Genomic DNA, 26,096 nt, shown 5'->3' on the forward strand with positions numbered 1-26,096 from the left:
GCTGTTTAAAAACGATAAAAAAGCATCAGGAGCGACACCCATGAGCCACCCTCACGTCGGCCACAGCGCCGGACAATTGGAAACCCGGGGTATCGAGCCCGTCCCGGACATAGAGTGCAATGGCAATCCGCTGCAATTGTTCTGGGTTTGGTTCGCTGCAAACATCAGTATTTTGGGCCTGCCCTTGGGCGCCACGCTGGTGGCCTTTCACCAGTTGGCGATCTGGCAAGTGATGCTCGTCGCGTTGATCGGCGCCGCAGGCTCATTCGCCGTGGTCGGGGTCATTTCCATTGCGGGCCGACGTGGCCGGGCACCGAGCCTGACCTTGTCGCGGGCCATTTTCGGCGTGCGCGGCAATATCGGTCCGACACTGGTGTCGCTGATGTCGAGGGTGGGCTGGGAAACCGTGAATACCATCACTGCGGCGTTTGTGTTGCTGGCCCTGAGTGCCATCCTCTTTGGCACCCCGACCGACGCCAAAAGCGCACCGCTCCTGACCCTGCTGTTCATCGCCATTTTTGCCCTGCTCACGTTGTCGGTTTCCGGGCTGGGTCACGCCACCTTGCTGGTCATCCAAAAATGGGCCACGTATGTGTTTGGCGCCCTCAATGTGCTGGTCGGCGGATTCCTGTGCGCAATTATCGACTGGCAAGGCGTGTTTGCAGCGCCTTCGGCCCCCATGAGTGCGGTGATTATTGGTATCGGCATCATGGCCGCAGGCACGGGCATCGGCTGGGCGAATGCCGGGGCCGACATGTCGCGCTATCAGAAACACAGCGTCAGTGGTCCGCAACTGGTAGCGTCTGCCGCCTTGGGCGCCGGCATACCGCTGGTGCTGCTCATTACGCTCGGCGGTTTGCTGACCGTGGGCAATCATGAATTGGCCTCGGCCACCGACCCGGTTGCCGCCATCCGCAACCTGTTGCCCGCCTGGATGGCCGTGCCCTATCTGCTCAGCGCCTTCGGCGGCCTGTTGCTGTCCAACCACCTGTCGGTGTACTCGGCGGGCCTGACCACGTTAACCCTCGGGGTAAAACTCAAACGGGTTCAGGCGGTGGTCGTGGATATCGTCGCCATCCTGAGTGGTTCGATTTACTTCATGTTGTACGCAGACGGATTTTATGGACCCTTCATTACCTTTATCTCCCTGACGGCCATTCCGATTACCGCGTGGGTCGCCATCTTTGTTGTGGACCTGATCCATCGTCATTACTACAGTCCCCGGGACTTGATGGACGCCAGCCCTCGCAGTGCCTATTGGTATAGCGGCGGCATTGAATGGCGCGCCTTGGGCGCCTGGGCCGTGGCGCTGATCCTGGGGTTCTGCTTTACCCGAGTGGGCAGCAGCGAAGCGGACTGGTTTGTCGGCCCGCTGGCAGATTTCTGGCTGGGGCATAACGGGATGGGCTGGGTGGTGACATTTGTGGTGGCTGGCGGGTTGTATGCCCTGCTGGGCGGCGCCCGGGACCGGCGTCTGAGTGTCACGGAGCCTGCCCATGCCTAGGTTGCTGCACACAGGCCAAATCATCATCGATCTGGTCATGGCCCTCGACACCCTGCCGCCCTCGGGCGGTGATGCGCTGGCCAGCAGTGCCAGCTTTCAGGCCGGGGGCGGCTTTAATGTCATGGCTGCTGCGCGGCGCAGCGGCCTGGACACCGCGTACCTGGGGCGACACGGTCAGGGCCAGATGGGTGAACTGGCGCGTCAGGCCATGTTCAGCGAAGGCATCACCGCGACCCTGCCGCCCGACCCGCACCAAGACACCGGGTTATGCGTCGCCCTGACCGAAGCCAGCGCCGAACGTACTTTCATTTCGTACATCGGCGTCGAGGGCGTGTTGACCGCTGATGACCTGCAACAGGTACGGGTGGCGCAAGATGACTATGTGTATGTCAGCGGTTATAGCCTGCTTGAGCCTGGCAAAGCGCAACCGTTAATCGCGTGGCTGCTGGCGTTGCCGAACGACATCCACCTGAGTTTTGACCCCGGCCCGTTGCTCCTCGACATAGCGCCAGCCCTACTGGACGCGCTCTTGCCGCGCCTGAACCTGTGGACCAGCAATCGTCATGAAGCCCAGGCCCTGACAGGTACCCGCACGCTGGACGAAGCCTTGAAGGCCCTGGATGCACGTTTGCCCGGTACCTGCCTGAAGGTGGTCCGTGATGGCCCCCATGGCTGCCGGGTCAGCGATGCTCAGGGCCATCACCCGATTGCCGGGTTCACAGTGCAGGCGCTGGACACCAATGGCGCAGGTGATGCTCATACCGGGGTGATGCTGGCCGCGCTGGCAACCGGGGTTGCCCCGTGTGAAGCCGCACGCCGGGCCAACGCAGCTGCGGCCATCGCGGTCACACGCAGAGGGCCGGCCACGGCACCGACCAGGGCGCAGATCGATGCGTTCCTGGCCGATCAACGCACCTGAGCGATCCAGGTCAAATTCCATTTCTGCACAGCTTTAAGGGTATTTCTTACAATCAACCCGACCAAAGACTGTAACCAGAAGTGTATAAAACCTGCATAAAAGCTGGAAAATGCCCAAAGGGCTGTTTTAACCTTGCCCTTTGACTTCCCTCCTACAGCACCAACCTTCGGAAAACGCTTACGTTTCCCGAGCCATTTGCGTGCTAACAGGGCGGCGTTTTCTCTCGACTTGTGACGATACTCTTGAAACTCATCATTATTGCTGTCTACGTTTTGTCCATCGCATATGTCCACTTGCGGGGCAAGGTTCGGCATAAGCTGAGCCGTCAATTAAGCGACCACTCCACCTTCCTGGCGCCGATCAACTGCTTTCTGTATTTGTTCTCCAAAGTGCCCGCTCAGCCTTATCTCAAGCCTGCGGACTTTCCTGAACTGCAGCCTTTGCAAGATCACTGGGAAGAAATACGCGAAGAAGCGCGCAAGCTGATGCAAGCAGGCGAAATCAAACGCTCTGAGCAACCGAATGACGTGGGGTTCAACTCGTTTTTCAAAACCGGCTGGAAGCGCTTCTACCTCAAATGGTACGGCGACAATCACCCGTCGGCGGTCGAGCTGTGCCCGCGCACCATCGAACTGCTTAATGGCATTGGCACGATCAAGGCCGCCATGTTTGCTGAGTTACCGCCCGGCTCGAAACTGGTACGTCACCGCGACCCTTATGCGGGTTCGTTGCGTTACCACTTGGGCCTGGACACGCCTAACGATCCGGATTGCTACATCAATGTCGACGGCCAGAATTATGCGTGGCGGGACGGTGAAGGCGTGATGTTTGATGAAACCTTTATCCACTACGCCGAAAACAAAACCGACAAAAACCGCATCATTCTGTTCTGCGACGTTGAGCGCCCGATGAAGTACCGCTGGGCGGCTGCGTTCAACCAATGGTTCAGCCGCACGGTCATGGCCTCCGCCAGCTCGCCAAACGACGCCAATGACAAGGTCGGCGGCCTCAACCGTGCATTTACCAAGCTGTACAAGATCCGCCTGCGCGGCAAGGAACTGAAAAAACGCAACCGCACCCGCTATTACCTGGAGAAATGGGCCATTTTCGGGGGGCTGCTGGCGTTGTTCCTGCTTATCTGACCCGCTAACCGATGCCCCAAAACGCGTAGTCGCTCATCTGCCTGGCGGCTACGCGGCGCTGACCCCTCATGACGCACGCATCCAGTCTTGCTCCGAACCTTGCGCTAATCAGCCATCATGGCAATGCGCCTTGAGTTGCCAGGGCGCGCCCATATACTCACATGCATCCGATTGAAGAACCGCCGTTGCAGGCGATTGTGTGACAGAACGCTGGAGGTCTGCACCATGCCCACTCGTCTCAGTCTTATTTGCCATGCCCGTACCGAGGCCCAGCGCTTGGGCCGGTTCCCGGAAGATGAACCGGCAGAAAGCAAAAGCCTGGAAAAGGCGGGGCAATTGGCCACAGTGCTGAAAAAGCCGGTGCGGATTCTCTGCGCCCCTGAGATCCGAACCCTGCAAACCGCCCATGCCTTGGGCCGCGACATTGAGATCGTGCCTGCGCTTGAAGACTACGATTTTGGCGACTGGCGAGGCCAAAGCCTGTCAGAGCTGCAAGAAAGCTGCCCGCAAGCAGTGGCCAACTGGCTCAGCACTCCCTATGCCGCGCCGCACCATGGCGAGTCGGTGCAGGACCTCTGCTTGCGGGTCGGCACTTGGCTAGAGGGGTTCCGTGAGGAAGGCCATTTTGCCGTGGTCACACATCCGTTCGTGATCCGTGCCGCCATTTTGCACGCCTTGGCTGCCAGCACCGACTCGTTCAACTTCATTGACATAGAACCATTAGCCATCGTGGATTTGCGTTTTAACGAACGCTGGCGCCTGCGGTTCTGAGTTGAGATACATCGCGGCGGGCAGCCCCCGCGCCCGACTCAGCGTTCTTCAAGCACCAACCCGCCCGGCGGCAACGGCAGCGCGGTTTTGTAACGCACTTGCTTGAGGGCAAAGCTGGAGCGGATGTTGGCAACACCCGGCACCTTGGTCAGGAAGTCCATCATGAAGCGCTCAAGCGCCTGAATGCTCGGCACCAGTACGCGAATCAGATAGTCGGGGTCCCCCGCCATCAAATAGCACTCCATCACTTCAGGCCGGTCCGAAATGGCAGCTTCGAAATGTTGCAGGGCCTCTTCCACCTGTTTCTCCAGGCTGACGTGAATGAACACGTTGACGTGCAGGCCCAGCATGTCGGCGTCGAGCAAAGTCACTTGCTCGCGAATCAACCCCTGCTCCTCCATCGCTTTGACCCGGTTGAAACACGGGGTGGGCGACAGGTTTACCGAGCGCGCAAGGTCCGCATTGGTGATGCGCGCGTTCTCCTGAAGGCTGTTGAGAATTCCGATATCCGTTCGATCCAGCTTGCGCATGAGACAAAACCACCTGTTTTTTATGTTTATGCAGAATTCTTATCCTTATTCGCTGTAAAGCACAACGAACTACAGATAAATATTCTTCACTGTCCGGAATATGATTGTTGTAGGACAAGATCTGGCGGTTCACCTGACATTTCTTGCATGCAGTACCTAGCTCCCGCGCCCTAATAAAACACGACAAGATCGAGCGTAGAGAAAGCCATGAATGAAGAATATGCACCACTGCGCCTGCACGTTCCTGAACCTTCCGGCCGTCCGGGCTGCAAGACCGATTTCAGCTACCTGCGTTTGACCGACGCAGGCCTGGTACGCAAGCCGCCCATCGATGTAGAACCGGCAGACACCGCCGACTTGGCCAAGGGCCTGATTCGCGTGCTCGATGATCAGGGCCAGGCCCTTGGTCCGTGGGCCGAAGGCGTCCCGATGCACGTGCTGCGCGACGGGATGCGCGCCATGCTCAAAACCCGCATCTTTGACGCCCGCATGGTGGTCGCCCAGCGCCAGAAAAAAATGTCGTTCTATATGCAAAGCCTGGGCGAAGAAGCCATCGGCAGTGCTCAGGCGCTGGCACTGAACCTTGACGACATGTGCTTCCCCACCTATCGCCAGCAAAGCATCCTGATGGCCCGCGACGTGCCGTTGGTGGACCTGATCTGCCAGTTGCTGTCCAACGAGCGCGACCCACTCAAGGGCCGCCAGTTGCCAATCATGTATTCGGTACGCGACTACGGTTTCTTCAGTATTTCCGGGAACCTCGCCACCCAATTCGTACAGGCGGTGGGCTGGGGCATGGCGTCGGCCATCAAGGGTGATACCAAAATTGCTTCCGCCTGGATCGGCGACGGCGCTACCGCCGAATCCGATTTCCACACCGCCCTTACCTTCGCCCACGTGTACCGCGCTCCGGTAATCCTCAACGTGGTGAATAACCAATGGGCCATTTCCACGTTCCAGGCCATCGCCGGGGGCGAATCCACGACCTTCGCCGGGCGTGGCGTGGGGTGCGGCATCGCTTCCCTGCGGGTCGACGGCAACGACTTCATCGCCGTCTACGCGGCCTCGGTATGGGCTGCTGAACGTGCCCGCCGCAATCTGGGCCCGACGCTGATCGAATGGGTCACCTATCGCGCAGGCCCGCATTCAACCTCTGATGACCCTTCCAAGTACCGCCCTGCGGATGACTGGAGCCACTTCCCGCTGGGTGATCCGATCATTCGCCTTAAACAGCACCTGATCGCCACGGGCAATTGGTCCGAAGAAGAACACGCGGCAGTCAGCGCCGAGCTCGAAGCCGAAATCATCGGCGCACAAAAGGAAGCCGAACGTTTCGGCACCCTGGCGGGCGGGCAGATGCCGAGCGCGGCGACGATTTTTGAGGACGTGTACAAGGACATGCCCGAGCACCTGCGTCGGCAACGTCAGCAATTGGGGTTATAACCAGATGAACGACAACAATAAAATTCAGATGGAGAACGCCGTGAGCACCAGCACCATGACGATGATCCAGGCCTTGCGCTCGGCCATGGACGTGATGCTTGAGCGCGACGATAACGTGGTGGTGTTTGGTCAGGACGTGGGCTACTTCGGCGGTGTATTCCGCTGCACCGAAGGCCTGCAGGCCAAATATGGCAAATCGCGGGTATTCGACGCGCCGATCTCCGAAAGCGGCATCGTCGGCGCAGCGGTCGGTATGGGGGCGTACGGCCTGCGCCCGGTGGCCGAGATCCAGTTTGCCGACTACTTCTACCCGGCGTCTGATCAAATCGTCTCCGAAGCTGCCCGTTTGCGTTACCGCTCGGCTGGCGAATTCATTGCGCCGATGACCCTGCGCATGCCCTGCGGCGGGGGAATTTACGGCGGCCAGACCCACAGCCAGAGCCCTGAAGCGATGTTCACCCAGGTCTGCGGCCTGCGCACGGTGATGCCGTCCAACCCCTACGACGCCAAAGGCCTGCTGATCGCCGCCATCGAAAACGATGACCCGGTGATTTTTCTCGAACCCAAGCGCCTGTACAACGGCCCGTTTGACGGTCACCACGAACGCCCCGTGACCCCATGGTCCAAACACGCCGCCAGCCTGGTACCGGACGGCTATTACACCGTTCCGCTGGACTGCGCAGCCATCGTGCGCCCCGGCACTGAAGTCACCATCCTCACCTACGGCACCACCGTGTATGTGGCGCAAGTCGCAGCTGAAGAAACCGGCATTGACGCCGAAGTCATTGACCTGCGCAGCCTGTGGCCACTGGACCTGGATGCCATCGTCAATTCCGTGAAAAAGACCCGCCGTTGCGTTGTCGTGCACGAGGCCACCCGCACGTGCGGCTTTGGCGCCGAACTGATCGCACTGGTTCAAGAGCACTGTTTCCATTACCTGGAAGCGCCAATCGAGCGTGTTACGGGCTGGGACACGCCCTACCCGCATGCACAGGAGTGGGCTTATTTCCCCGGCCCGGCGCGAGTGGGAGCAGCTTTGCAACGGGTTATGGAGGTCTGAATGGGTACGCACGTTATTAAGATGCCGGACATTGGCGAAGGCATTGCGCAAGTGGAACTGGTGGAATGGTTTGTCAAAGTCGGTGACATGGTCAGCGAAGATCAAGTGGTTGCCGACGTGATGACCGACAAAGCCACGGTGGATATTCCTTCGCCTGTGGCGGGCAAGGTGTTGGCACTGGGCGGCCAGCCCGGTGAAGTGATGGCCGTGGGCAGCGAACTGATTCGCATCGAAGTCGAAGGGGCTGGCAACCTGCGCGAAAGTGCCGCCGCCCCCGTCGAACCCGCCGCAGCACCAGCACCAGCACCAGCAGCGGCAAAAGCTGCACCCCAGGCCCGGGTCGAAGTGGCCGCCGTGTCCGCCCCGCCTGCCCAACCTGCGGCGCGCCCGGCACCGGTCGCCCGTGAGGCCAATGAGCGTCCGCTGGCCTCGCCGGCAGTGCGTAAACGCGCGTGGGACGCCGGTATCGAATTGCGCTTCGTAATCGGCACCGGCCCCGCTGGCCGCGTGCTGCACGATGACCTGGACGCCTACTTGGCTCAGGACACACAGACCAGCCCTGCGCCCATGGCCGGTTACGCCAAACGCACCGACGAGCAACAGATTCCGGTCATCGGCCTGCGCCGCAAAATCGCTGAGCGCATGCAAGATGCCAAGCGCCGTGCCGCGCATTTCAGCTACGTCGAAGAAGTGGACGTGACGGCCCTCGAAGAACTGCGCGTCCAGCTCAACCAGAAATGGGGTGACAGCCGCGGCAAACTGACCCTGCTGCCCTTTCTCGTGCGCGCCATGGTGGTTGCACTGCGTGATTTCCCGCAGATCAACGTGCGTTATGACGATCAGGCACAGGTCATTACCCGCTTTGGCGCGGTGCACGTCGGGGTGGCGGCGCAAAGTGACAACGGCCTCATGGTCCCCGTGGTCAAGCACGCCGAAACCCTGACGCTGTGGGGCGCTTCGGATGAGATCACGCGACTGGCCACTGCCGTGCGCACTGGCAAGGCCGCCCGCGACGACCTGTCGGGATCGACCATTACCCTGACCAGCCTCGGCGCGCTGGGTGGAATCGTCAGTACCCCGGTGGTCAACCTGCCGGAAGTAGCGATCATTGGCGTCAACCGCATCGTCGAACGCCCGGTGGTGGTCAAAGGCCAGATCGTGGTGCGCAAAATGATGAACCTCTCCAGCTCGTTCGACCACCGCGTGGTGGACGGCATGGACGCGGCGCTCTTTATCCAGGCCATGCGTGGCTTGCTCGAACAACCTGCCACCCTGTTTGTGGAGTGAACATGCAGCCAACTCAACACACCACGCTGCTGATTATCGGCGGCGGCCCCGGCGGTTACGTCGCTGCCATCCGCGCTGGCCAACTGGGCATTCCAACGGTCCTTATCGAAGGCCAGTCGCTGGGCGGAACGTGCCTGAATGTCGGCTGCATTCCGTCCAAAGCCTTGATTCACGTGGCCGAGCAGTTCCATACCTCGCAACGCTACAGTACGGGCAGTTCGCCGTTGGGTATCAAGACCACAGCCCCGACCCTCGACATCGATCAAAGCGTGCAATGGAAGAACGGCATCGTTGATCGCCTGACCACAGGCGTCGGCGCGTTGCTGAAAAAAAATGGCGTCAAGGTCATCCACGGCTGGGCGCGTATTCTGGATGGCAAGGCCGTTGAGGTGGACGGCCAGCGCCTGGAGTGCGAACACTTGCTGCTGGCCACCGGGTCGCAGACGGTTGATCTGCCGATACTGCCGATTGGCGGTGCCATTTTTTCGTCCACCGAGGCCCTGAACCCGGCCAGTATTCCGAAGCGCCTGACCATCGTGGGGGCCGGCTACATCGGCCTCGAATTGGGGATTGCCTACCGCAAGCTGGGCGCCGAGGTCACGGTGGTGGAGGCCCGCGAGCGCATCCTGCCTACCTATGACATGGAGCTGACCCAACCTGTCGCTGAATCCCTCAAAGCATTGGGGATCACGTTGTATCTGGAGCACAGCGTGGAAGGTTTCCAGGCCAGCACACGCACGTTGTCCATGCGCAATCGCATGGGCGAAAGCCAGACGTTGGAGGCCGATCAGGTACTGGTGGCCGTTGGGCGTCGCCCGCGCACCCAGGGCTTCAACCTGGAAACCCTGGCATTGGCCATGAACGGCCCGGCGATCCGTGTCGACAACCGTTGCCAGACCAGCATGCGCAACGTGTGGGCGATTGGCGACCTGACCGGCGAACCGATGCTGGCCCACCGCGCCATGGCGCAGGGGGAAATGGTGGCCGAGCTCATCGCTGGCAAGCAACGTGAATTCAGCCCAGCGGCGATTGCCGCGGTGTGTTTCACCGATCCGGAAATCGTCGTGGTCGGTAAAACCCCGGCCGAGGCTGAGGCGGCAGGGCTGGACTGCCTCAGCGCCAGCTTCCCGTTCGCGGCCAATGGACGGGCCATGACCCTGGAATCCAAAACCGGTTTCGTGCGCGTCGTGGCACGGCGTGATAACCATTTGATTGTCGGCTGGCAGGCCGTCGGCGCCGGGGTGTCGGAGCTGTCGACGGCCTTTGGCCAATCCCTGGAAATGGGCGCGTGCCTGGAAGACATTGCCGGCACCATTCATGCGCACCCGACCTTGGGCGAGGCGGTGCAAGAAGCGGCCCTGCGCGCCTTGGGGCATGCGCTGCACGTGTAACACTTTGGCATGCACGAGGCTGCGTCCGGCGTCAACGGCGCGGCCTCGTGTGGCGTCAAGAGCCTTTGAATAAGCTCCACAAAAACGCCAGCAACCCGCCCAGCGTAGCAATCCCCGCCAGCCAGCCAATGGCCGAAAGCCCTTGCCACACGGGGCCCGCCGCCACGATCTGAGGGCCAAAGGCGATCAACAGCGCACTGATCAACAGCGCCAGCGACAAACGCGTCGAAGCCAGGCGCAGCGACCGTTCCAGCTTTTCGACACCTGGCACATCGACTTTCAAGTCCAGCACCCCGTGCTTGAGGCGATGCACCATCAAGCGAGTCAGTTGCGGCAAGTCGCCTAACACCCCCCGCCCTAGCTCCAGCCCTTCTATTCCCAGGCGCCGGGCGACTTTCCAGCTGAGTTGCTCACGGAGCATCTTCTGCACCGCAGGCTTGGCCGTCGCCACCAGGTCCAGCTCCGGATCCAGCCGGGTCAGCACGCCATCCGCTGTGATCAACGCCTTGAACAACACCAGCAGGTCCGGGGGCAACAGCAAGCGGTATTCGCGCATCACATCCAGAAAATCGGTAATCAGCGCGCTCATCTTCAAAGGTGGCCGGGTGTGCCGTGCCATGTATTGGCGCGCCGCGCGTTCGATCAGCGTCACGTCCTGCACCCGCTCGCCATTCCAGTCGATCAAGACCGAGATCAGGGTTTCGGTGCTGCCCTGGGTCAGAGCACGCATAAAGGTCATGACCTCCAGCCGCCGCCGCTCATCCAGGCGCCCGACCATGCCGAAGTCGATAAACCCGACACGATTGTCGCTCATGGCCCGCAGGTTGCCGGGGTGCGGGTCACCATGGAACAGACCATCCTCCAGCAACATTTTGATGAACGCTTTGGCCCCGCGTTGGGCCAACAAACCGGGGTCCAGGCCTTGGGCAATCAACGCCTCGCGCTCCAGCGGCGTAAAGCTGGGGAGAAATTCCTGCACCAGCAGGCGCTGACTGCTATAGGCCCAATGAATACGCGGGATCACGATGGCAGGATCGTGTTCAAAATGCTGGGCGACGCTGTCGCAATGCTGACCCTCCTGCGTGAAATCGAGTTCCTCAAGCATCGCCCGCGCCAGTTGGCGCACCATTTGGCGTGGCTGATACACCGCCAGTGCCTCATTTTGTTCAATTAACTGAGCGACGCTTTCCAGCAGTTGCAGGTCCGCCGTTATTTTGCCCCTCAACCCGGGACGCTGAACCTTGACCACCACCTCCTCGCCATTGTGCAAGCGCGCGCGGTACACCTGCGCCATTGAGGCCGCCGCCAGCGGATGAGTGTCAAACGCCGCAAACACCTCCTCCAGCGCGCCGCCCAAATCCTCAAGCACCTGCGCTTGCAGTGCCTCCCATGGCAAGGTCGCGACCTGACTGTGCAGCCCTTGCAGCTCCGTAACCCACGCCGGGGGCAGGATGTCGCTGCGGCTGGCCAGAATCTGCCCGCACTTGATAAAGGTCGGGCCCAAGGTCTCCAACGCCATGCGCACCCGCTGCGCGGTGCTGGCAGGCAGCGACTCGCCCGGTTCTGCGCTGACCTGGGTGAGCAAACGCCCGAGCCCCAGTCGCACCACCACGCCCTGCGCGCCAAAACGCACCAGCGTGGCAATGATCTGATGAAGGCGGCGGTGGTGTTTGAGGGCGGTCCAGGTGGGTTCAAGCATGGGCACGGGTCCTTGTTTCAGGGGGACTGACAGCCGGGGCGGCATTCTTTCGGACCGTCGGCGGGCCTAAACATTCGACTGATTAAAGACCGCGACGGGTTCAATGCAACGCTTATGCACGCAAACGCTGGGCGTCATGGCACAAGACCAGTAGAATCGCGCTCTTTTTTCCAAGGGCGCTCGCCATGACCACTCCCAAAACGCCGCTTGAAGCCGAGTCCCAGAACAGCGATCTGGTCTTTGGCCTTGAGGACCGCCCCAAGCCGTGGATCGGCTTTCTGGCGGCCCTGCAACACTTGCTTGCCATCATCGTTCCGATCGTCACCCCCGGCCTGCTGATCTGTCAGGCACTGGGTGTGTCCAGCCGTGACACCAACTTGATCGTCTCCATGTCACTGGTGATCTCGGGGATCGCCACGTTTGTGCAGTGCAAACGCTTCGGCCCGTTCGGCGCCGGTTTGCTGATTGTGCAAGGCACCAGTTTCAACTTCGTCGGCCCGCTGATTGCGGGCGGCGCGTTGATGGTCAAACAAGGCACGCCCGTGGAAAGCGTAATGGCTGCAATTTTTGGCGTGGTGATTGCCGGTTCCTTCGTTGAAATGGGCATTTCGCGGGTCCTGCCCTTCGTCAAACGGATGATCACCCCGCTGGTGACTGGCATCGTGGTGCTAATGATCGGCCTGACGTTGATCAAGGTCGGCCTGATCAGCATGGGCGGCGGCTTTACCGCGATGGGCAATGGCACTTTTGCCAATGGCGAAAACCTCATGCTCTCGGGCGTGGTGCTGGCGATCATCGTGATCCTCAACCGCATCCCGCTGGTGTGGATGCGCAGTTGCGCGATTGTCATCGCACTGGCCGTGGGCTATGCGCTGGCAGGCTATCTGGGGCGTCTGGACTTTACCGGCATGCATCAGGCCGAGCTGTTTCAAGTGCCGGTGCCGTTGCATTTTGGCCTTGGGTTCTCGTGGGCGCTGTTCATTCCGATGCTGGTGATTTACCTCGTCACCTCGCTGGAAGCGATTGGCGATGTGACGGCCACCAGCAAAGTGTCGCGCCAGCCGGTTGAAGGCCCGCTGTGGATGCAGCGCATCAAGGGCGGCGTACTGGTCAACGGGGCCAACTCGCTGCTGGCCGGTATTTTCAATACGTTCCCCAGCTCGATCTTTGCCCAGAACAACGGCGTGATTCAGCTGACCGGCATTGCCAGCCGTCACATCGGTGTGTGGATCGCCGCCATGCTGATTCTGCTCGGCTTGTTCCCGAGCGTTGCCGGGGCAATTCAAGCAGTCCCCGAGCCTGTGCTGGGCGGTGCCGCCATGGTGATGTTTGGTGCAGTGGCCGCGTCGGGGATCAATATTTTGGCCAGTACCACGCTGGACCGGCGAGCCCTGCTGATCATCTCCGTGTCGCTGGCGCTGGGCCTGGGTGTATCGCAAGTGCCCGAGTTCCTGGCGCACATGCCAGCCGCCTTGCGCGACGTGCTGGAATCCGGTGTGGCGACGGGCGGTATTTGCGCCCTGCTGCTCAACTGGTTCCTGCCAGAGGCCGAGAAAAAACACCGCGTGTAAACACGGGCGACGGGCAGGATCGCTCACCGCGATCCTGCCCCTTCCTGGAACACCCTCGGCGCGATGGCTACAGGCCATGTTTCAACCCTTTTCCTCTTTCCCCACTTCCATTACTCTTTTTACATCCCACCGGTGCCTAGAACAGGCGACAAAATGAGTACATACGGAAAACGATTGCTACAGGAGCGCCTGCGCCTTCACCTCACGCAAAAGCAATTGGCCGCGGCCGGGGGCGTCGGTCGGCACGCGCAAAGCCTGTATGAACGCGACATGAGCCTGCCGCGCGCGCCTTATCTGGCGGCTATCACCCTGGTCGGCGTCGACGTGTTGTACATCCTGACTGGCCGTCACGCAGCGCCTCACAGAACCCCACCGGGCAACGGACTGCTCAGCGAACGTTGAGTGTTGTCAGGCTGCATGCACCCAGCGTCGATGCACGCCGCGAGCGATTGCATCGAGCGCAAACCCCAATACGCCAATCAGCAACACCATGGCCATCAGTTCCGAATAGGCCAGCCGATCACGCGTGTCGAGGATGAAATACCCCAACCCCGCACTCACCCCGAGCATTTCGCAGGGCACCAGTACGATCCACAAAATGCCGATTGAAAGCCGCACGCCGGTCAGCACATGCCCCACTACGCCGGGCAGGATCACCCGACGCAAGGTTTCCCGGCGTGTGGCACTCAAGCTGCGGCTCAGTTGCAGCCAACGCGGGTCCAGTTGGCGCACCCCGGCGATGGTGTTGAGCAAGATCGGCCATACCGCTGCAAAGGTCAGCAAGAAGTAAATGGGCTGATCGCCTACGCCCATCAGCATCACCACCACCGGCATCCACGACAGGGGCGAAATCATGCGCAAGAACTGAAAGGCTGGCGTAGTGGCAGCTTCCAGATTGCGCGAACCGCCAATCAGCAGCCCCAATGGCACACCGATCAATAACGCCATCACCAGACTGACGACGATACGCTTGAGGCTCACGCCAACGTTTTCATAGAGCTGAGCGCTGCCCAGTAACTCATACAGGCTGGCACATGTTGCCTGCGGCGAAAACCGGGCGGCCAAGCCTTGCTCGCTGCCCAACAGTTCGATGCCCAGCCACCAAACCAGCAACAGGCTTAACAGTCCTGCGCTACCCAGGAGCCACTGGCGTTTCGCAGAAGGCGCTGTCTTGTTCAAAAGCCAAACTCCTCGCTGCGCTCAAAGCTGTCGGGCAAACCGAACGCCTTGAGCCCCCCCACGGCGGCGATGCTGTTTTTGACGAAGCGGTCGTCTACCAGATCGGTGGCCACGTGCTGGGGGTCAAGGCCCGCCAGAAATTGATTGTCGCCCTGAATCAGCGTGTGTTTAAGACGCGTGACCAGCGCTTCGGTGTAGCTGGCAAACGGATAAGGCTGGAAATCAATGCGCTGCTCATCCCACTCGCTGTGCTGGATCGCACCCTCGGCCTCATAGCGCGCACGATCACTGGCTGCGGGGGCCAGTACTTTTTGCAGCACAGCGCTGCTGTGCGGCGTATAGCGGTTATCACCGTCCTTGGCCAGCAATTGAGCTGCCGCCTGCCGGTTATCACGGGTCCAGAGTTGCGCCTTGACGATGGCGTTAACCACTTTTTGCGACCAGTCGGGGCGGTTGTTCAGGTCGTGCTCATGCATAAACACCACGCAGCACGCGTGATTGCGCCAGAGGTCGCCGGTAAAGCGCTGCACGCGGCCGACGTTCAAGTCTTCAGCCAATGCGTTGAACGGCTCGGCCACGATGTAACCGGCAATACGTTTTGTGGCCAGGGCGGGTGGCATATCGGAAGGTGGCATCACCACCAGGTTCACTTCATTGGCGGCCAGTGCGCTGCCCACCGGACGCGTCACAGGTTGCAGGCCGTTGTCGCGAAACAGTTGTTGCACCACAACGTTGTGAATCGAGTACCAGAACGGAATCGCAATGGATTGCCCGCCCAGTTGACTGACCGCCGTGATGTTGGGGGCCACGGTCAGCCCGGAACCGCCGACATGGTTCCAGGCCACGACTTTGGCGGGCACTTTGCTGCCGTAGCGCGCCCACACTGTCATCGGCGAGAGCAAGTGAATCACATTGACCTGCCCGGAGATAAACGCTTCGATCACCTGCGCCCAACTGCGCAGCAACACCGGACGCTCGGCCTTGATGCCTTCGGCCTCGAACAAGCCGTTGTTGTGTGCGACCAACAGAGGGGTGGCATCGGTGATCGGCAGGTAACCGATGCGCACCGGCGCATCGGGTTCAGCCGCCGCACGCGCCTGTAAGCTGCTGAGCATCGGCAAGGCGCCTGCCGCGGTAAGCATCGCGCTGAGTTTTAAAATGTCACGCCGTGTGTGAGTGAAGTCGTCCAGGCACATGTGCTAGCTCCAGCGAGTCGGGTAAAGGTTCAGTGACAGAGGTGCGGCTCGCCCGCCGAAGGGTTTTGAGAATATCGATACGCAATGCACCCAGCTCATCGATGCGGTCTTCACGCGGCTGCGCGAGGTCGATGCGCCACTCGCCGACGGTCCGCGCCGGGCTGTGGCCCAGTAGCAGAGTCCGGTCGCTGAGCAGCAGGGCTTCGTCAATATCGTGAGTAATCAACAGCGCCGCCGTGTTATGCCGCGCAATCACACGGAGCAACAACTGCTGCATGTCGGCGCGGGTGACTTCATCCAGCGCGCCAAACGGCTCGTCGAGCAGCAACACTTGAGGCTGACGCGCCAGGCAACGGGCCAGCGCCACACGCTGCGCCATACCGCCCGACAACTGGGCCGGGTACTGGCCCAACGCGTGCTGCAAGCCCACCTCAGCAATGGCCTGCTCGACCCGCGCCTTGCGCGTCGCGGCGGGCACGTTAGGCTGGCGCTCGAAATCCAGACCAAAAGCGACGTTGCTTTCAAGATTCAGCCAAGGCAACAGGCTTGGGTCCTGAAATGCCACCGCAACTCGAGGGTGGGGCGCAGTGACCGCCTCGCCCAGCAGCTTGACCGTTCCTGAATACGGGGATTGCAACCCCGCCAACACCCGCAACAGGCTGGATTTCCCCACCCCGCTGGGCCCCAGCACCGACACAATCTCCCCCGGCGCCAGTTGCAGGTCGAAACCCTCCAATACCGATTGCCACCCCTGCCCCAGGGCATACCCGAGGGTGATATCACGCGCCTCCAGCACGACCGGGCTCATCACGCGCTGACCTTGGCCTGACGCAGCAACTCGGCCCGCAGTTGCACCAGACTCGGGGTGACGATCGGCACAAACGCCGACTCGCGCCAGCGTCGGGCAAACGCGCTGCCATGGGCGCAGAGGTACGCTTTGCCGCCACTGGCTTGCAGCTCGAACTGGACCGCGCTGGCCGTGGCGTGGGCCAAGGCAATGCGGATGTTGAACAATGCTGCAGGGTTTGCCAGGAAGCGACCTTCCAGCAGGCCGCTTTTCAAGGCATCCACCTGCGCTTCCAAGTGCGTTTTTTGTTCATTCAACAGCTCAAGCAACCCGGAGCGCGGGCCTTGCAAGTGTGCTTCGGCCTCCTGCAACGAGCGCCGTGCCAAGCCGATCGACAGCCCGCATTGCAGGCCTAAAAACGCCGGGCGCACGGCAGGCAGAAAGACGCTTGCGTTGTCGTGCAACAGCCACTCTTGTGCGACCTGCACCGCCTGGAAATCCAGCGCGGCCGTGTTACTTGACCGCAACCCCATCAGCTCAAGGTCATCGGAACGCTTCACGCCCGGCAGACCATCCGGGATTGCCAGCACAAAAGGCGCGCCGCCCTCTTCACGCTCAACGGCCGCCGCGACCACAAACCCGCTTTTGCGCAAATTGGTGACCCAGTGCAAGCGACCGTCCAGCGCCCAGCCGTTGGTCTCGGCACGGGCGCGCACTTGCAGGGATTCGATCCCGGACAAAAATTTCATCGCGTTGGACAGCCCGGTTGCGCCCGCCAATTGGCCACTCAGCAAATCAGGCAGCAACCGGTCGCGCAGCCCGGTGTTCGGGCTGTGCAACAGGTATTCGATAAATGCGCGCTGGCCCCAAAACACAAACGCCGAGGCCAACGAATGGCTGGCAACACTGGCCATCACTTCCAGTGCGTCCGCCAGATTGCCGCCGGTGCCACCCAGCTGCGGGCTGATGCCGACCCGTAGCACATTGGCCGATGCCAGTTGCGACAGGACGTGTTGCGGGTCACTGTGGCCGAGATCAAGCGCCTCGGCTTCGGCATCCAGCCAATGACTCAGTACAGGGTCTAGCATGTCGATTTCTCCTTTAAATCGGGACCGCCGGATTACTCGGGACGTGTCCAGCTATAGCGCGCCAGTTCAGGGTTCAACGGGGTGCGGGCGAACACGTTGGCAAAATTGCACAGGGTCGCCAAACTAACGCCGAGAATGACTTCCAGCGCCTGGCCTTCAGTAAAACCGGCGGCCTTGAATTCGTTGTAAGTGGCGTCGCTGACGTCCCCGCGTTTGGCAATTACTTCGCGGGTGAAAGCGGCCAATGCTTCGAGGCGTTCTACAGGCAGTTCGGTTTGCCCACGCAGGGCACTGACGACGTCGTCGGGCAGTTTGGCCTTGTTCTGCGCTACGGCGGTATGACCTGCGACACAGAAGTCGCAACCATGGCGCGTTGCCGCGATCAATTGCACCACTTCCCTTTCTGGCAGGGTGAGCTCGGCCTTGCCATTGATGCCCGAAACCGTGACATAAGTCTCCAGCGCAGCCGGCGCATTGGCTAGAATCCCCAACAGGTTTGGAATGAACCCGGCATTTTTCTGCGCGGCGTCTAGAAAGGGCTTAGCCGCTTCGGGGGCAGAATCGAGGGTATGAAGCGTGACGCGAGACATGAAGTGACTCCTGCAAAAGGTGTCTGAACAGTCTGTTGGTTATAAAAATTTGATTCCATATTCTAAAGTAGCGATTACTTGCTTCTGAGTGTTTCCATTAGATGAATTCGTCCAGTCCACTGATCGATTGGTTATTAGAAAGCCTTGAGCTAGACGCCAGCCTGTTCCATGTCGGGCGCTATTGCGGTGGCTGGCACAGCAGCACCCAAGGACTGGCCCGCGCCAGTTTTCACGTGGTCGTGCAAGGGCATTGCTGGCTACACGTGGAGGGGCAGGCTCACGGTGTGCAACTGGATGGCGGGGACGCGCTGTTTTTGCTGCAAGACATCAACTACCGGCTTTCCAGCGCGAGTGACGCTGAGGTGGCCGCACAGTTGCCGCGTCAGACCATGCAAACACTCGATCCACGCGCAGAAGAAGGCGTCGGCTTGGTGTGTGGATTTTTTCACTTTCAGCCGGGCCTTTCTGACCTGATCCTCGAAGCCCTGCCCGCCTGGCTGATCCTGCGTGCCAACGACCCGTCCTCCAGCGCCGCGCGCAGCGTGTTCCAGTTGATCCTGGACGAGTGCGAGCGTGTTCCGGCCCCTTCTGCCACCTTGCTGGAGCGCTTGAGTCATTTGTTGTTTCTGTACGTGCTGCGTCAGCAAGTCAACCACAACCCCGACCTCGGGGGGCTGGTGGCACTGGCGCGCCAACCGGCATTCTCCAACCTGTTGCAACAATTGATCGAACACCCGGAGCAGCCGTGGACCCTTGAAAGCATGGCCGCTTGTACGGGTCTGTCGCGTTCGGCGTTTTTCAAGCGCTTCAGCGAACATGCCGGGCAATCGCCCGGGCACGTGTTGCTGGCCTTGCGCATGCGCCATGCTTGCCAGTTGCTGCAGAAGGACAATACCGTCGAACAAGCCTGCGCGGCAGTTGGTTATCAATCCATTGCAGCGTTCACCCGTGCGTTCACCAAGGCCATTGGCGTGCAACCGGGCGCCTATCGCAAACAACATGAACGCCGTTAATCCCTATTCGTTTACCCCCAGGAGACACCCGTGACCGAACCCGGCCCTATCCATCAACAAGCCCTGGATCGTTTTCTTGCAGCACACCCCGAGCTTAAGGAGCAACTCGATCGGCTCAACCCGCTTGAGGCCCGCGCCATTGGGCAGTCGCAGCAAGAATACCGTCAGGAGCGCCTGAACGAAGCGTTTGAAGCCGAGGCTGAGCGGCTGGGATTTTTTGCCTGGGAATTGACCCTGAAGCTGACCTCTGACAGCGATCAGGCCTTCGACGCTCAACGGCTGGAAGTGCACCGTGAAGTGGCGCAGATGGCAGGCATGGCGTGGGCCGATTATTGTGAGCTGTATGGCATCGTCGCCAACCCGGACTGATTGGCCTCAACCTGCGGGTACCAGATGTTTGAACAGACTTTGTCCAGCAGCGCCTGGTTGTGGCTAAACACAATCAACCCCAATTCACGGCGCTCGACTTCTTCAAGCAACACCTGCCACACCTGCGCCTGAACATGCGCATCCAACTGAGCGGTCACTTCATCGGCGATGAGAAAACGCGTGCGCGGGTCCAGCGCCCTGAGCAACGCAATACGCGCCAGTTCGCCACCGGATAATTCGTCAGGACGTCGACTTAGCCAGGCCGGACTGATCGCCAGCTTCTCTAGCCATGCGGCCGTTGGAGACCACGCATCGCGTACGCTATCGCCCGTGCTGCGATACGGATTGAAGGTCAACTCGGGGTGTTGGGACACCAACTGGATCGGGCAATAACCCTTTTTCGCCAGCGGTTTCGCGTCCACGGTAATGCGCCCCGACGTCGCGCCTTGCCATTGCGCCAGCACCCGGCCCAAGGTGGTTTTGCCATAGCCGCTGGGGGCCGAAATACCTTGGCGTTGCCCGGCGCTGACTTGAAACGATACCGAGTCCCACAGCCGCTGGCCGTTTTGCACGATGGTCAGTTGCTGAACATCAAGCATGGGGCGAGCACTCCGGCTGCGGCACTTGCCGGTGAATGAATTGCTGCTCGGGCAGTGCCGCCCACAGCGACTGCAACCAGGGGCTGCCACGGTTGTCGCGCAGCGCCTGCGCACTCACGGTTTCGTGCAGCTCACCGTGGTGCAACACCGCAATGGTGTCGGCAAACCGTGCGGCCAGCGCCAGATCATGGGTCACCCATAAAACTCCACGTCCTTGCAGGCAAAGGCTTTTAAAGTGATCCAACAGTTGGCAGGCGTGTTCCTCATCAAGCCACGAGGTGATTTCATCGGCAAGAATGTAACGGGCATGGGACAACGCAGCACCACTGGCCAGCACCCGCTTGGCCATTCCGCCGGACAACCTGCGCGGATACGCGTCCACCAGTTCAGGTTGCAAGTTGTAATGCTGCAGCTGTCGGGCGACATCCTCAAGGCCCAGGGCGCTGCCACTTAATTGCCCAGCCCTTTGTAACTGCGGCCCTACTTTGATCAAGGGATTGAGGGCACTTACGCCTTGAGGGACATAGCACAGGGCTTTGCCCCGCTGATCGATTTTGTCTGCGTCACTCAGGCATTGCCCGTCCAGCCAGATCTCACCCCTGCAACGCATGTTGTCGGGCAGCAAGCCCAGTGTGCTTTGCAGCAGCAGGCTTTTGCCTTCACCACTTGAACCCACCAGCGCCACCAATTCACCGGGGTGAACCTCAAGGGAAATATTGTTAAGCAGCGGATGCCAGGATGGACGGCCAAACCAATGGTAGTGGGCAATATCGATGGCGAACCGGTTGAATGTCAGCATCAGGTGACCCTTATCCATAACTGCTGCAAAGCCCGCGCAAACTGGTCGAACACCAGCACCAGACTCACCAGAATCAAACCCGGAAAAAACGCCAACCACCACGCGCCACTGCTCAGGTAACGCAGGGCGTCGGCCAGCAATAAACCCAACGACGGGTCATGGGGCGCCAGCCCAAAACCCAGAAAACTCAGGGCCGCCGAGTGCAAAACCGCATGGGGAAACATCAGCAAGGTGCCTACGATCCATTGCGGCAGTAATAACGGTAGCAAATGGTGGCGCCAGCGATAAAAACTGCTGTTGCCCAGCCTGTGCGACAACATGACGAAGTCACTCTCGCGGATTCGCAACAGCTCCCCGCGCAGAATGAGCGCCAGACGTGGCCAGTGGGTAAGTGCCACTGCCAGGATCACGCCTTGTTTGCCGCCACCGAGCGTGAAGCAGATCAATACCAGCAACAACAAATGAGGCAAGGACAGGACGCTGTCGATCAGCCCACGAATCAGGAAATCCAGGGTTTTATTCACTGCACACAGGCTCGCGGCAAGCATGGCCAGCAAGCCGCTGCTGAACGCAGCAATGAGGCCGATGTGCAGGCTGGTGGTCATGCCCTGAAAGCAACGCAACCACAGATCACGGCCAAGGCTGTCGGTCCCGAACCAGAACTGCATCGAGGGCGCTTGGCGTCGCGCCAGCAAGTCCATGGAGACATCCTCGCCCGACACCGAAATACCGTAGGCAATCAGCAGGATCAGCAGTAACAGCGAGGCACTGAGGCGTAACAGGGCGCGTTGAGGGTTAAAAGTCATGACTGGCGCGCCGCCCCGCGATTGAGGCGCAGCAATAGCGCGTTGGCAATGCTGTTGCCGGTAAAGACCAGCACCGCGCAAAACATCACGATGCCCATCAGCAGCGGGATATCACCGCGCAAACCCGCATCAATCGTGGCCTGACCCAAGCCCGGATACGCAAAGACTTTTTCGGCCAGCAACGATCCGCCAATCAATTCGCCCACCGACGCAAATTGCAGGCACACGGCAGGCGTCAACGCGTGACGCAGCACATGGAACGTGACCAGAGGCCAACCTTTGTCCCCTTGAGCATGGGCATAACGAATGAACTCACTGCCCATGACTTCAGCCACTCGCGAGCGAGTGTGCAGCGCAATGTTGCCAACCCCCAATAATCCCAGCGCCAGCATGGGCAGGATCAGGTGATGCAGCTTGTCGCGCCAGGTCGCAGTTTCGGCGTCGCTGCCGGGCGTCCATGCACAACAAATCGGCGCCCAGTTGAGGGTCACGGCAAACAGCGACAGCAGTAACAAACCGATCCAAAACGTCGGCAAAGATGACAAGACGTAGGACACGGTCGAGAGCAGCCGATCTGGCCAGCGATTCAAATAACGGCCAGCCGTGAGGCCCATCGCCAACCCGACGATTCCCGAGAACAGCCACGCCGAAAACAGCAGCGCGAACGAGGTCGAAAAGCGTTCGCCAATCACCTGTGAGACCGGAGCGTTGTACAGCATCGAATAGCCGAAATCGCCGTGCAGCATTTGCGTGAACCAATGCCAGAAACGCTCCCACAACGGCAGGTCCAAGCCCCATCTCGCTGCAATCAACGGGTATTGTTCGGGCGGGACATGCAACAAATCGTTACCGATATAAGCGCGTATGGGGTCAACCGGAGAAAAGCTGAGCAATGTGAACGTGCCTGCGGCCGTCACCAGCAACAACCCCAGTAAGCGCACCACGAAAAACACGACCTCCCGGATCACTGGCAAGTCCATTTCCAGCCATCAAGGCTATTGAGCAATGACCATGAACCGTGAATTTCGGGCGCGCCCTTACCCAAGTCGATGCATTCATCGGTCAGGTACGTATGCTGCACGTTAAGCAACCACGCCCATGCGGCATCCCCTTTGACCCCGACGCCGGTCTTGCCGTCCCACTCCACCTGCTGCCAGAACGGCACAGCCTGTTGCCAGTTCGGCGCATCCAAAGCTTGCTGCAAGTGTTGATCCACCACCGGATTGCGGTAATAGCCGGGATTGTAATACTCCACGCCCGCCGCCTTGCTGCTGTAGTGGTGGTAAAGCTCCATCGGGTCAAGGCTGCCCCAGCCGAAGAGTGTTGGATTGGCGTGCATATTGCGTTCGACGGTTTCCCAACTGCCGGACTGCAAGTCCACATCAATGCCGACCGGCTTGAGCATGGCGCGTACGGCCTGAGCCAGGTCACGCCGCGTGGCATCACCGCTGGCGTACCAGAGGGTCACTTTGGCGGGCAGACCGTTTTTTTCGCGCACACCACTGGGGGTTTCTACCCACCCGGCGTCTTCGAGGATCTGCCGGGCTTTGGCGCTGTCGCCATCTTTGAAGGCAGCATCCGGGTGATTCCATGGCAGCCCTTCAACCCCTGTGAAGGCCGGGGTCGCATGCCCCTCCAGCACCTGATCGGCCAGCAACTGGCGGTTGATCGCGTAGTTGATCGCTTTACGAATGGCCACATCGGCAGTTACATCGTTGCCGATGGGGTAGCCTTGCGCGTCTTTTTTACCAGAAGGCACCGTTGGCAAAACAATGCCGCGGTTTTCGACACTGGGGCGTATCCAGAGCTTCATGCCTTGTGCAGGTGTGACCGCCAGTGCGGGGGCAATCCGCACAATGCCCAGTTGTTTGCTTTGTGCTGCTGCAAAGGCGCTGTCTTCATCGAGAAACACAAACACCAGCCTTGCGAAATCATTCTTGTGCCCAGCGTAATAAGGGTTAGCTTCAACAATCAGTTGCTGACCCGGTTGATAGCTGACCAAACGATAAGGCCCGGCACCAATCGGTTTTTGTGCATAGGTTTTAGCGTCGTACTGGTCTGCAGACACGATGCCCAAGGAACCCAGCACATTGATGAAGGTGCTTTGCGGGGCCTTGAGAGTCATCCGCACCGTCAATGGATCAACCGCTTCTGCCTTCAGAAAGTTGCCCATATCGACTTTGCCGCCGCTGGCAGCCGCATTGTTGTATGTGTAGGCAACGTCTTTGGCCTCTAGCGCTGAGCCGTCGGAAAACTTCAATCCCGGTTTGAGCGTCAGGGTCCAGGTTTTACCGTCCTCGTCAGTTTGATAACCGCTGAGCAGGAAGCTGCTCCAGGACAGGTCTTCATTCTGTTTCAGCAAGGGGCTATGCAATAGCAAATAACTGCCATGACTCCACCCCAGCATGGGATCAAACCCTTCAGTGGGCTCATCACCGATGGCCAGTTTCAACGTCCGTTCAGTCGCTGAGTACACAGGCGTAGCCAGTACACCCAGCAAGGCAACGGTGATCCATGTTGCGCGCATCCATGCAGGCTTGGACATTCGTCCTCCAAAAATAAGTGGCCGCGGTACTAACGCGACTAGTTAAGCAGCACTGCTTTAAATAGCCAGCCAGGCGCCTGATTCTGTAGGTATTTTTAAACATCCAGTCATCCATTCATGCCACGCAAAGAACAGAACCCGCCCCTGATTCAACGTTAAAAAACGCCGTACGCAACCCTGTGCTATACCCATGGGTACGTATTTGCAGCAGTCAATGACTTCACTGACAGAGGTTCGCATGTTCAACGTACTCGCCAGTCACTTGAAAGATAAAAACGTCCATTCATTCAATGCCCTGCCATCAAACAACATTGAACTGTTCGATTGGTACACCGGAATGGTTCTTGGCAAGTTGTACCGCAGCTTTCCTTTGCCCGTGAGTATCAGCGCAGAAGACTTCATCGACTACACAACGTTGCGCGCCGGGACCCGTGAGGCACTTGAGAAGGAAGAAAGCCTTTTCCTTGCCACCATCAAGTGGTTGGCCGACGTCGGTTACATCCACTTCGACGGTATGACCGGGGTGTCATTTTTCGAAGTCATCCTGACCAACCACGGCTTACTGATCTTGCGAGCAGCGCCGCTGTCGGCCGATGAAAGCTGCACCCTGGGCGAGAAGATGATGCAGAGCATCAAAGAAGAAAATACCGAACGCCTGCGCGGCCTGGTGACAGAGGCATTGAGCCTGGGCAGCCGCTTGATCAGTCCTATGACGCGCTCAGGGATTTGAACCACGTTCAGTGAACGGCCTGTGACTGATGTGGCAACAGGGGAGCATGGCTGGGTGTGGCATGCGCTCTTCAGTGAAACATATGCCCTGCACACGTGACTTCCTGCAATGATGGCCGTGCTGAGTGGTTTCTAGGCGGCACCTTCCCTCACAGCCGTAAGCCCTCAGGTATCGGTGAGTCAGGCCTGCGCCACCGTGTGGTGCAGGCTGTTCAGTCCGGCTATAGCCCTATGGATCAGCCTGATGCGGCACCCGACCGCTGTTGCATTTCGGTATGTCTTATCCGCTACGAATTGGATTAAGACGGGACTTTTGCATGCGGATTTTGAGACTCAATGACTATTCGCTGAAGCAGCTTACGAAGCTTCAAAAAACATTACCTCAGTAACACTTTTAAATTCCCTTCTATCTTATTGATATCTCCTACAACATCTATCCAGAAGTCAGAAGGAAACGTCCCGCAAAGCCGAGTAACCTTGGCGACCTGTAATTTCTGACAGGTTACAAGGTTCAAATGAGCGCGTTATAAATCCCTCACATCGACACTCTCCACTCCTGCCAAATACAGCCCGGCAGCGCGGGGATGACGATTCCGCATCCAGGTACGAGGGAGAGAACCACATGATCCGTCAACGTCCGCTCGATTCAGAGCAACGCATTCTGCCTGTTCATTCTTACGACAATAAAAAGGCTGCGGAGGATGTCAGATTAACCCCAAGGGAAAAGGAGGTTTTACTGTGGTGTCTGCTTGGAAAATCTTCATGGGATATATCCCGCATCGTAGGCTGCACAGAGGCGGGTGTGAATTTTCACTTTTCCAACCTGCGAAAAAAATTCGGGGTATCGTCGCGTCACAGTGCAGCTCTCAAGGCTGTGCAACTGGGGCTGGTCAGTTTTTTTTAATGACGTTGAGCCATTCTGGAGCCCGCCAATGTTGAACATCATTGTGGCGGATGACCACCCAGTGGTTGTGCGAGGGGCAATGATGACGTTATCCGAACACCTAGGGATGCTCCGATCAACTTGCTGCGCGGCGGCGGCAAGTCGTAATTTGCACGGCACGCAGCGCTATTTGCTC

The 26,096-nt window shown here is 59.5% G+C and carries 26 protein-coding genes; 14 read left to right on the forward strand and 12 right to left on the reverse strand.

Annotation, left to right across the window (positions count from 1 at the left end; translation table 11 throughout):
- The first annotated feature begins 40 nt into the window (after positions 1 to 40).
- From CJF39_RS16870 to CJF39_RS16885, 4 genes are all read left to right on the forward strand, one after another.
- Positions 41 to 1,504 carry a purine-cytosine permease family protein gene (locus CJF39_RS16870; protein ID WP_094994451.1) on the forward strand — a complete coding sequence of 488 codons (1,464 nt, stop codon included), beginning with the start codon at positions 41 to 43 and terminating at the stop codon, positions 1,502 to 1,504.
- Positions 1,497 to 2,423 carry a PfkB family carbohydrate kinase gene (locus CJF39_RS16875; RefSeq protein WP_094994452.1) on the forward strand — a complete coding sequence of 309 codons (927 nt, stop codon included), beginning with the start codon at positions 1,497 to 1,499 and terminating at the stop codon, positions 2,421 to 2,423. Before CJF39_RS16870 ends, CJF39_RS16875 begins: the two co-directional genes overlap by 8 nt.
- 242 nt (positions 2,424 to 2,665) lie before the next feature.
- Entirely contained in the window at positions 2,666 to 3,565 is a 900-nt protein-coding gene (gene lpxO / locus CJF39_RS16880) for a lipid A hydroxylase LpxO (RefSeq protein ID WP_094994453.1), read from the forward strand.
- A 225-nt stretch (positions 3,566 to 3,790) separates the two neighbouring features.
- A complete protein-coding gene (locus tag CJF39_RS16885; RefSeq protein ID WP_094994454.1) occupies positions 3,791 to 4,336 on the forward strand; it encodes a histidine phosphatase family protein in 546 nt (181 codons plus the stop codon).
- A gap of 38 nt (positions 4,337 to 4,374) precedes the next feature.
- Here the strand turns inward: CJF39_RS16885 and bkdR are convergent, their stop codons facing one another.
- Entirely contained in the window at positions 4,375 to 4,866 is a 492-nt protein-coding gene (gene bkdR / locus CJF39_RS16890; RefSeq protein WP_094994455.1) for a Bkd operon transcriptional regulator BkdR, read from the reverse strand.
- Between the two features lie 207 nt (positions 4,867 to 5,073).
- On the opposite strand from bkdR, the gene CJF39_RS16895 reads away from it, so the two are divergent.
- From CJF39_RS16895 to lpdA, 4 genes are read left to right on the forward strand one after another with little or no spacing between them, the layout of a single operon-like run.
- Positions 5,074 to 6,309, forward strand: coding sequence for a 3-methyl-2-oxobutanoate dehydrogenase (2-methylpropanoyl-transferring) subunit alpha (locus CJF39_RS16895; protein WP_094994456.1), 1,236 nt, complete (start codon positions 5,074 to 5,076; stop codon positions 6,307 to 6,309).
- Between the two features lie 4 nt (positions 6,310 to 6,313).
- Complete coding sequence (locus tag CJF39_RS16900; RefSeq protein WP_094994457.1) at positions 6,314 to 7,369, forward strand: alpha-ketoacid dehydrogenase subunit beta; 1,056 nt, start codon at positions 6,314 to 6,316, stop codon at positions 7,367 to 7,369.
- Entirely contained in the window at positions 7,370 to 8,656 is a 1,287-nt protein-coding gene (locus tag CJF39_RS16905) for a dihydrolipoamide acetyltransferase family protein (RefSeq protein WP_094994458.1), read from the forward strand.
- A 2-nt stretch (positions 8,657 to 8,658) separates the two neighbouring features.
- On the forward strand, positions 8,659 to 10,047 hold the full coding sequence (gene lpdA / locus CJF39_RS16910; RefSeq protein ID WP_094994459.1) for a dihydrolipoyl dehydrogenase: 1,389 nt from the start codon (positions 8,659 to 8,661) through the stop codon (positions 10,045 to 10,047).
- Between the two features lie 55 nt (positions 10,048 to 10,102).
- Here the strand turns inward: lpdA and CJF39_RS16915 are convergent, their stop codons facing one another.
- Complete coding sequence (locus CJF39_RS16915; protein ID WP_094994460.1) at positions 10,103 to 11,746, reverse strand: ABC1 kinase family protein; 1,644 nt, start codon at positions 11,744 to 11,746, stop codon at positions 10,103 to 10,105.
- 185 nt (positions 11,747 to 11,931) lie between these two features.
- Between CJF39_RS16915 and CJF39_RS16920 the strand changes: the two genes are divergently transcribed.
- Positions 11,932 to 13,317: a nucleobase:cation symporter-2 family protein gene (locus CJF39_RS16920; RefSeq protein ID WP_094994461.1), complete on the forward strand. Its 1,386-nt coding sequence runs from the start codon at positions 11,932 to 11,934 to the stop codon at positions 13,315 to 13,317.
- A gap of 153 nt (positions 13,318 to 13,470) precedes the next feature.
- Positions 13,471 to 13,719, forward strand: a complete 249-nt coding sequence (locus tag CJF39_RS16925) for a helix-turn-helix domain-containing protein (RefSeq protein ID WP_094994462.1) — start codon at positions 13,471 to 13,473, stop codon at positions 13,717 to 13,719.
- Positions 13,720 to 13,725: 6 nt separating this feature from the next.
- Here CJF39_RS16925 and CJF39_RS16930 read toward each other — a convergent pair whose 3' ends face one another.
- From CJF39_RS16930 to CJF39_RS16950, 5 genes are read right to left on the reverse strand one after another with little or no spacing between them, the layout of a single operon-like run.
- Positions 13,726 to 14,496, reverse strand: coding sequence for an ABC transporter permease (locus CJF39_RS16930; protein ID WP_094994463.1), 771 nt, complete (start codon positions 14,494 to 14,496; stop codon positions 13,726 to 13,728).
- Entirely contained in the window at positions 14,493 to 15,692 is a 1,200-nt protein-coding gene (locus CJF39_RS16935) for an ABC transporter substrate-binding protein (protein ID WP_094994464.1), read from the reverse strand. Before CJF39_RS16935 ends, CJF39_RS16930 begins: the two co-directional genes overlap by 4 nt.
- Positions 15,658 to 16,500, reverse strand: coding sequence for an ABC transporter ATP-binding protein (locus tag CJF39_RS16940; protein ID WP_094994465.1), 843 nt, complete (start codon positions 16,498 to 16,500; stop codon positions 15,658 to 15,660). Before CJF39_RS16940 ends, CJF39_RS16935 begins: the two co-directional genes overlap by 35 nt.
- The gene (locus CJF39_RS16945; RefSeq protein WP_094994466.1) at positions 16,500 to 17,567 is read right to left on the reverse strand and encodes an acyl-CoA dehydrogenase family protein; all 1,068 of its coding nucleotides are present in this window, start codon (positions 17,565 to 17,567) and stop codon (positions 16,500 to 16,502) included. Before CJF39_RS16945 ends, CJF39_RS16940 begins: the two co-directional genes overlap by 1 nt.
- A 32-nt stretch (positions 17,568 to 17,599) precedes the next feature.
- Positions 17,600 to 18,157 carry a carboxymuconolactone decarboxylase family protein gene (locus CJF39_RS16950; RefSeq protein ID WP_094994467.1) on the reverse strand — a complete coding sequence of 186 codons (558 nt, stop codon included), beginning with the start codon at positions 18,155 to 18,157 and terminating at the stop codon, positions 17,600 to 17,602.
- Between the two features lie 101 nt (positions 18,158 to 18,258).
- Between CJF39_RS16950 and CJF39_RS16955 the strand changes: the two genes are divergently transcribed.
- Complete coding sequence (locus CJF39_RS16955) at positions 18,259 to 19,170, forward strand: AraC family transcriptional regulator (RefSeq protein WP_094994468.1); 912 nt, start codon at positions 18,259 to 18,261, stop codon at positions 19,168 to 19,170.
- A gap of 30 nt (positions 19,171 to 19,200) precedes the next feature.
- Positions 19,201 to 19,539 (forward strand): DUF6388 family protein, encoded by a 339-nt coding sequence (locus CJF39_RS16960; RefSeq protein WP_094994469.1) that lies wholly within the window; start codon positions 19,201 to 19,203, stop codon positions 19,537 to 19,539.
- Here the strand turns inward: CJF39_RS16960 and CJF39_RS16965 are convergent.
- Genes CJF39_RS16965 through CJF39_RS16985 form a run of 5 tightly spaced genes read right to left on the reverse strand, consistent with a single transcriptional unit; the run spans position 19,500 to position 24,288 of the window.
- Positions 19,500 to 20,138 (reverse strand): ATP-binding cassette domain-containing protein, encoded by a 639-nt coding sequence (locus CJF39_RS16965; RefSeq protein WP_094994470.1) that lies wholly within the window; start codon positions 20,136 to 20,138, stop codon positions 19,500 to 19,502. The two genes, CJF39_RS16960 and CJF39_RS16965, sit on opposite strands and share 40 nt — an antisense overlap.
- The gene (locus tag CJF39_RS16970) at positions 20,131 to 20,937 is read right to left on the reverse strand and encodes an ATP-binding cassette domain-containing protein (RefSeq protein ID WP_094994471.1); all 807 of its coding nucleotides are present in this window, start codon (positions 20,935 to 20,937) and stop codon (positions 20,131 to 20,133) included. The genes CJF39_RS16965 and CJF39_RS16970 overlap by 8 nt, the downstream gene beginning before the upstream one ends.
- Positions 20,937 to 21,743: an ABC transporter permease gene (locus tag CJF39_RS16975; protein WP_094994472.1), complete on the reverse strand. Its 807-nt coding sequence runs from the start codon at positions 21,741 to 21,743 to the stop codon at positions 20,937 to 20,939. Before CJF39_RS16975 ends, CJF39_RS16970 begins: the two co-directional genes overlap by 1 nt.
- Positions 21,740 to 22,723: an ABC transporter permease gene (locus tag CJF39_RS16980; RefSeq protein ID WP_094994473.1), complete on the reverse strand. Its 984-nt coding sequence runs from the start codon at positions 22,721 to 22,723 to the stop codon at positions 21,740 to 21,742. Before CJF39_RS16980 ends, CJF39_RS16975 begins: the two co-directional genes overlap by 4 nt.
- Positions 22,708 to 24,288 carry an ABC transporter substrate-binding protein gene (locus CJF39_RS16985; RefSeq protein WP_094994474.1) on the reverse strand — a complete coding sequence of 527 codons (1,581 nt, stop codon included), beginning with the start codon at positions 24,286 to 24,288 and terminating at the stop codon, positions 22,708 to 22,710. Before CJF39_RS16985 ends, CJF39_RS16980 begins: the two co-directional genes overlap by 16 nt.
- A 238-nt stretch (positions 24,289 to 24,526) precedes the next feature.
- On the opposite strand from CJF39_RS16985, the gene CJF39_RS16990 reads away from it, so the two are divergent.
- Positions 24,527 to 25,018: a hypothetical protein gene (locus tag CJF39_RS16990; RefSeq protein ID WP_094994475.1), complete on the forward strand. Its 492-nt coding sequence runs from the start codon at positions 24,527 to 24,529 to the stop codon at positions 25,016 to 25,018.
- Positions 25,019 to 25,639: 621 nt separating this feature from the next.
- Positions 25,640 to 25,921 (forward strand): helix-turn-helix transcriptional regulator, encoded by a 282-nt coding sequence (locus CJF39_RS16995; RefSeq protein WP_094994476.1) that lies wholly within the window; start codon positions 25,640 to 25,642, stop codon positions 25,919 to 25,921.
- The last annotated feature ends 175 nt before the right edge of the window (positions 25,922 to 26,096 follow it).

It is taken from the genome of Pseudomonas lundensis (assembly GCF_002269125.1).
Lineage (GTDB): Bacteria > Pseudomonadota > Gammaproteobacteria > Pseudomonadales > Pseudomonadaceae > Aquipseudomonas > Aquipseudomonas lundensis_A.

Excerpts from the sequence above, each read along its gene's own strand:
- CJF39_RS16955 (WP_094994468.1), top strand. The coding sequence starts at position 18,259 with ATGAATTCGTCCAGTCCACTGATCGATTGGTTATTAGAAAGCCTTGAG.
- CJF39_RS16985 (WP_094994474.1), bottom strand. The coding sequence starts at position 24,288 with ATGTCCAAGCCTGCATGGATGCGCGCAACATGGATCACCGTTGCCTTG.
- CJF39_RS16950 (WP_094994467.1), bottom strand. The coding sequence starts at position 18,157 with ATGTCTCGCGTCACGCTTCATACCCTCGATTCTGCCCCCGAAGCGGCT.
- CJF39_RS16915 (WP_094994460.1), bottom strand. The coding sequence starts at position 11,746 with ATGCTTGAACCCACCTGGACCGCCCTCAAACACCACCGCCGCCTTCAT.
- bkdR (WP_094994455.1), bottom strand. The coding sequence starts at position 4,866 with ATGCGCAAGCTGGATCGAACGGATATCGGAATTCTCAACAGCCTTCAG.
- CJF39_RS16885 (WP_094994454.1), top strand. The coding sequence starts at position 3,791 with ATGCCCACTCGTCTCAGTCTTATTTGCCATGCCCGTACCGAGGCCCAG.
- CJF39_RS16940 (WP_094994465.1), bottom strand. The coding sequence starts at position 16,500 with ATGAGCCCGGTCGTGCTGGAGGCGCGTGATATCACCCTCGGGTATGCC.
- CJF39_RS16995 (WP_094994476.1), top strand. The coding sequence starts at position 25,640 with ATGATCCGTCAACGTCCGCTCGATTCAGAGCAACGCATTCTGCCTGTT.
- CJF39_RS16925 (WP_094994462.1), top strand. The coding sequence starts at position 13,471 with ATGAGTACATACGGAAAACGATTGCTACAGGAGCGCCTGCGCCTTCAC.
- CJF39_RS16905 (WP_094994458.1), top strand. The coding sequence starts at position 7,370 with ATGGGTACGCACGTTATTAAGATGCCGGACATTGGCGAAGGCATTGCG.
- CJF39_RS16990 (WP_094994475.1), top strand. The coding sequence starts at position 24,527 with ATGTTCAACGTACTCGCCAGTCACTTGAAAGATAAAAACGTCCATTCA.
- lpdA (WP_094994459.1), top strand. The coding sequence starts at position 8,659 with ATGCAGCCAACTCAACACACCACGCTGCTGATTATCGGCGGCGGCCCC.
- CJF39_RS16900 (WP_094994457.1), top strand. The coding sequence starts at position 6,314 with ATGAACGACAACAATAAAATTCAGATGGAGAACGCCGTGAGCACCAGC.
- CJF39_RS16980 (WP_094994473.1), bottom strand. The coding sequence starts at position 22,723 with ATGGACTTGCCAGTGATCCGGGAGGTCGTGTTTTTCGTGGTGCGCTTA.
- CJF39_RS16945 (WP_094994466.1), bottom strand. The coding sequence starts at position 17,567 with ATGCTAGACCCTGTACTGAGTCATTGGCTGGATGCCGAAGCCGAGGCG.
- CJF39_RS16975 (WP_094994472.1), bottom strand. The coding sequence starts at position 21,743 with ATGACTTTTAACCCTCAACGCGCCCTGTTACGCCTCAGTGCCTCGCTG.
- CJF39_RS16965 (WP_094994470.1), bottom strand. The coding sequence starts at position 20,138 with ATGCTTGATGTTCAGCAACTGACCATCGTGCAAAACGGCCAGCGGCTG.
- CJF39_RS16970 (WP_094994471.1), bottom strand. The coding sequence starts at position 20,937 with ATGCTGACATTCAACCGGTTCGCCATCGATATTGCCCACTACCATTGG.
- CJF39_RS16920 (WP_094994461.1), top strand. The coding sequence starts at position 11,932 with ATGACCACTCCCAAAACGCCGCTTGAAGCCGAGTCCCAGAACAGCGAT.
- CJF39_RS16875 (WP_094994452.1), top strand. The coding sequence starts at position 1,497 with ATGCCTAGGTTGCTGCACACAGGCCAAATCATCATCGATCTGGTCATG.
- CJF39_RS16895 (WP_094994456.1), top strand. The coding sequence starts at position 5,074 with ATGAATGAAGAATATGCACCACTGCGCCTGCACGTTCCTGAACCTTCC.
- CJF39_RS16935 (WP_094994464.1), bottom strand. The coding sequence starts at position 15,692 with ATGTGCCTGGACGACTTCACTCACACACGGCGTGACATTTTAAAACTC.
- CJF39_RS16870 (WP_094994451.1), top strand. The coding sequence starts at position 41 with ATGAGCCACCCTCACGTCGGCCACAGCGCCGGACAATTGGAAACCCGG.